The organism is Vibrio sp. 10N.286.46.A8, assembly GCF_041470165.1.
GTDB lineage: Bacteria > Pseudomonadota > Gammaproteobacteria > Enterobacterales > Vibrionaceae > Vibrio > Vibrio tasmaniensis_A.
The window spans coordinates 1-4131 of record NZ_JBFRLX010000237.1 but is presented as its reverse complement, the minus strand read 5'-3'; the positions used below and the strand labels follow the sequence as shown (position 1 = coordinate 4131).

The following is a 4131-nucleotide window of genomic DNA, read 5'->3' as shown; positions in this document are numbered from 1 at the left end:
GCACAAAAAAGCCCACACCTCACGCTTTTGCAAGGTGTGGGCTAATTCGGTGTGACTACTTGTTTAGGTAAGCAGCATGGAACTCAATGTGTTCATCAATAAAGCTAGAGATGAAGTAGTAGCTGTGGTCGTAACCTGGCTGCATACGTAGCTCTAAATCGGCATTGGTTACCTTAGCCGCTTCGACTAATTGCTCAGGCTTAAGCTGTTCAATCAGGAAGTTGTCCGCTTCGCCTTGGTCAACCAACATTGGCAGCTTAGTGCCTTTGGTTTTTAGAAGCTCAGAGGCATCGTATTGCTTCCACTCTTCAATATCTAAGCCTAGATATTGGTTGAATGCTTTTTGTCCCCAAGGGCATTGCATTGGGTTGGTGATTGGGCTGAATGCCGAGATAGAACGGTAGCTATCTTCGTTCTTAATACCAATCGTTAGGGCACCGTGTCCGCCCATGCTGTGACCAGAAATTGATTTCACTGATGTCACTGGGAAGAAAGACTCAATCAGTGCTGGTAGCTCTGTTACCACGTAATCGTACATGTGGTAATGGCTGTCCCAAGGTGCTTGAGTGGCATTCACATAGAAGCCTGCACCTTGGCCTAGATCGTAGCTTTCATCGTCGGCAACGCCTTCGCCGCGTGGGCTAGTATCAGGTGCAACAATAGCAATGCCTTGCTCAGCCGCAGCTTTGAACGCGCCGGCTTTTTGCATGAAGTTTTCATCGGTACAGGTTAAGCCTGATAACCAATACAAAACAGGAACTGGGTTTTCTTTGCTTGCGTTAGGCGGCAAGAAAATCGCAAAACGCATGTTGCAGTCAAGCGTTGCAGAAAAGTGGGTGTATTGTTTGTGCCAACCACCAGCAACCTTTGCTTGGCTAATGTTTTCGATTGTCATCTATTGTGCTCCGTTAGGTTGATGGTTTTGGGGAATAACATGTCTATATCATTTAAAGTTTCACCACCCACCGGGCAGGAGGTGGTGAAGACAGTTTCACTCTGATGTTTAAGTCAGAACTGTGGTCTCGACACCTAAGTGCCGAGACCAAGGAGAATTACTTATCCATATGTAGAACAGTACGGATAGATTCACCTTTGTGCATTAGGTCGAATGCTTCGTTTACGTCTTGCAGACCCATTGTGTGAGTGATGAACTCTTGCAGACCAAACTCACCTGCCATGTAACGGTTAACGATTTCTGGAAGCTCAGAGCGGCCTTTAACACCACCGAAAGCAGAACCACGCCATACACGACCAGTCACTAGTTGGAATGGACGAGTTGAGATCTCTTGACCTGCACCCGCAACACCAATGATGACTGATTCGCCCCAACCTTTGTGGCAGCACTCAAGTGCTTGACGCATCACGTTTACGTTACCAATACACTCGAAAGAGTACTCAACACCACCGTCTGTCATCTCAACGATAACGTCTTGGATTGGCTTGTCGAATTTAGTTGGGTTGATGCAGTCAGTCGCGCCAAGCTGTTTTGCTAGCTCGAATTTGCTCTCGTTGATATCAACACCGATGATGCGGTCAGCACCAGCCATGCGAGCACCAATGATTGCAGAAAGACCGATACCGCCTAGGCCGAATACAGCAACGTTGTCGCCTTTTTCAACTTTAGCTGTGTTCAATACAGCGCCCATGCCTGTTGTTACACCACAACCTAGAAGACAAACTTCTTCAAGTGGCGCTTCTTTGCTTACTTTCGCTAGAGAGATTTCTGGAAGTACTGTGTACTCAGAGAAAGTCGAGCAACCCATGTAATGGAAAATTGTTTCGCCATTGATAGAGAAGCGGCTTGTACCGTCTGGCATTAGGCCTTTACCTTGCGTTTCACGAACCGCTTGGCATAGGTTAGTTTTACCAGATTTACAGAACTTACATTCGCCACATTCAGCTGTGTAAAGTGGGATAACGTGGTCGCCAATCTCAACACTTGTAACGCCTTCGCCGATCATCTCAACGATACCGCCACCTTCGTGACCAAGAATTGAAGGGAAGATACCTTCTGGATCGTCACCTGATAATGTGAATGCGTCAGTGTGACAAACACCAGTAGCAACGATGCGAACTAGAACCTCACCAGCTTTAGGAAGTTGTACATCAACTTCTTCCATTTTTAGTGGCTCGCCAGCTGCCCATGCAACCATTGCTTTTGATTTGATATGCGTTTGACCAGGTTTAATTTCGATTGTCATTGGATGTTTCCTATATATGTCAGTACAGCGGATAACTGTGCAATTAAATTCAACCCGTTAAGCGTAGTTGAGCTTAATTGTTTCCGCTCTCTCGTTTTGTTGGAGCTAGTATAGGTGTGCGTACATGTTTTGATAATCCCCCCAAATAGAAAATGATTATTACGTATTTGTAATAATGGATGTATTCAGAAGGGTTCTGAAAGGAGGGTTGATTACTCAGAAAATCTAAGGACACAGTAAACAGGAACTATGTAGGCAAGACATTTATTAGAAACAAATGGGACGTAAGTTAATAGCCTATGTGATTTGGTGTGGTGGTCATCAATTTGTTTTCGAGGTTTGTGGGTTACTAGGCTCTCTAACTCATTTCTGCCCCATTGTGTGTTTCGACAGCAATTTGCTAGAGCATACGGTTTGAAATTTGACCTACTTTTTCTCATGCCAGCAAAACGTCAACAAAGCTCGTTGCTTTCCAGTTCTAACTGAAATGAGTCTATCAAGTCGGTGGCTATTCAGACCGAGTTATTGTCTTCCTCCCGTATTTTAAGTGTTTTTCTGTTTTGATGGATTTTGGAAAAGGCCATTGCCATGGTAGAAATTACGCCGTTGGAAAGGCAAGACGATTAGAATAGAAATGGGTAAGGCAATTGAGATGCCTTACCCCAGTTATTCTAACAATGAACTTACATCAGTCCTAGCTGCCTGTAGAAGCTAAGCGCGTCATAGTAATCGGACTGTTTAGTAACGAGATTACCCTCAATAGTGAAAGCAGACATACCATAGATTCTAAAAGCTTTTCCTGTCGCTGGAGTACCGTCTCCCCATGCACCAGTATTTGTACCGCCTAAAACCCACTCAAATGTAACTTTATTCCCAGATATAACTGGCGATCCTACCAGATTCCAATAAATATCAGGTGTAGCGTTCATGAAAGAGTCAATAACTTTCTTCTTTGCATCTTTTCGACCTTTTACTGTCTCATTAAGTGCAGAATCATAATAACGAGCATCTTTAGCCAGTATGCTGGCCGCGGCACTGGCATCTTGTTCATTCCAAGCGATAAGGTAGTTATCAACTACTGTCATCGCGTCTTGTGCCAAAGCAACGGTACTGCTCAATGTTAAAACTATGATAGCAGCAACTTGGCGAATTTTTTTTGTCCCAAATGTAAGCATGATTAACTCTCTTTGTTATTCATATGATAATAGTGTTTTGTTCAAAATGAGTATTTTACTGACTGTATATGCTTCGATTAATATCAACGTGTGTCGTAAATGCATTTCCTTAAGCATCGACGAAAATGACTTCTCCGTTGATAAAGCCATCAACAGAGCGTTCAAATGCCTTCCCAACCAACTGACTTGGTACAGGCTGGAAGCCTGGCATCATTTCTCCATAAACACTCCAAGCTTCTTCTAATACTGTTGGGTTTACAGAATTTACTCGAATACCACGAGGCATTTCCAAAGCAACACATTTCGCAAATGTATCAATCGCTCCACTAGTTGTTGCGTCAGCAATCGCGTAAGGGATAGGCTTGACATTAAGTATTCCTGATATAAGAGTAAATGATCCTTTATCAGCAATGTATTCTTGGCCTATTCTAACTAGGTTAATTTGCCCCATCATTTTACTTAATACAGTTGTCATCCATTGCTCTTCAGTCATATCTGAAAAATGAGCATACTCACAAACACCCACAGTATTTACAACCGCATCGAAATGACCTACTTGCTTAAACAAGTTATGAATAGATTCTTCACTTGTAATATCAACATTATAGTCACAACCATCGCCTGAACGGCTTGCAGTAATGACTTTATGGTTACCCAAACCTGTTAAAGCTGCTTGGCCCATTTTTCCTTTTGCACCAATTAAAATTACCGTTTTCATTTACTACCTCAAAAAATATAAGTGTATTTACTATCGC

At 43.1% G+C, this 4131-nt stretch carries 4 protein-coding genes; all 4 read right to left on the bottom strand.

Features of this window, described 5'->3' with window-relative positions:
- Positions 1-55: 55 nt before the first annotated feature.
- Positions 56-895: an S-formylglutathione hydrolase gene (fghA, locus tag AB4232_RS20025; protein WP_372087846.1), complete on the bottom strand. Its 840-nt coding sequence runs from the start codon at positions 893-895 to the stop codon at positions 56-58.
- Between the two features lie 157 nt (positions 896-1052).
- Positions 1053-2201: an S-(hydroxymethyl)glutathione dehydrogenase/class III alcohol dehydrogenase gene (locus AB4232_RS20020; protein ID WP_012601124.1), complete on the bottom strand. Its 1149-nt coding sequence runs from the start codon at positions 2199-2201 to the stop codon at positions 1053-1055.
- A 683-nt stretch (positions 2202-2884) separates the two neighbouring features.
- Positions 2885-3376, bottom strand: a complete 492-nt coding sequence (locus AB4232_RS20015; protein WP_280621462.1) for an ester cyclase — start codon at positions 3374-3376, stop codon at positions 2885-2887.
- Between the two features lie 109 nt (positions 3377-3485).
- Positions 3486-4094: a short chain dehydrogenase gene (locus AB4232_RS20010; RefSeq protein WP_280621463.1), complete on the bottom strand. Its 609-nt coding sequence runs from the start codon at positions 4092-4094 to the stop codon at positions 3486-3488.
- Positions 4095-4131: the final 37 nt, after the last annotated feature.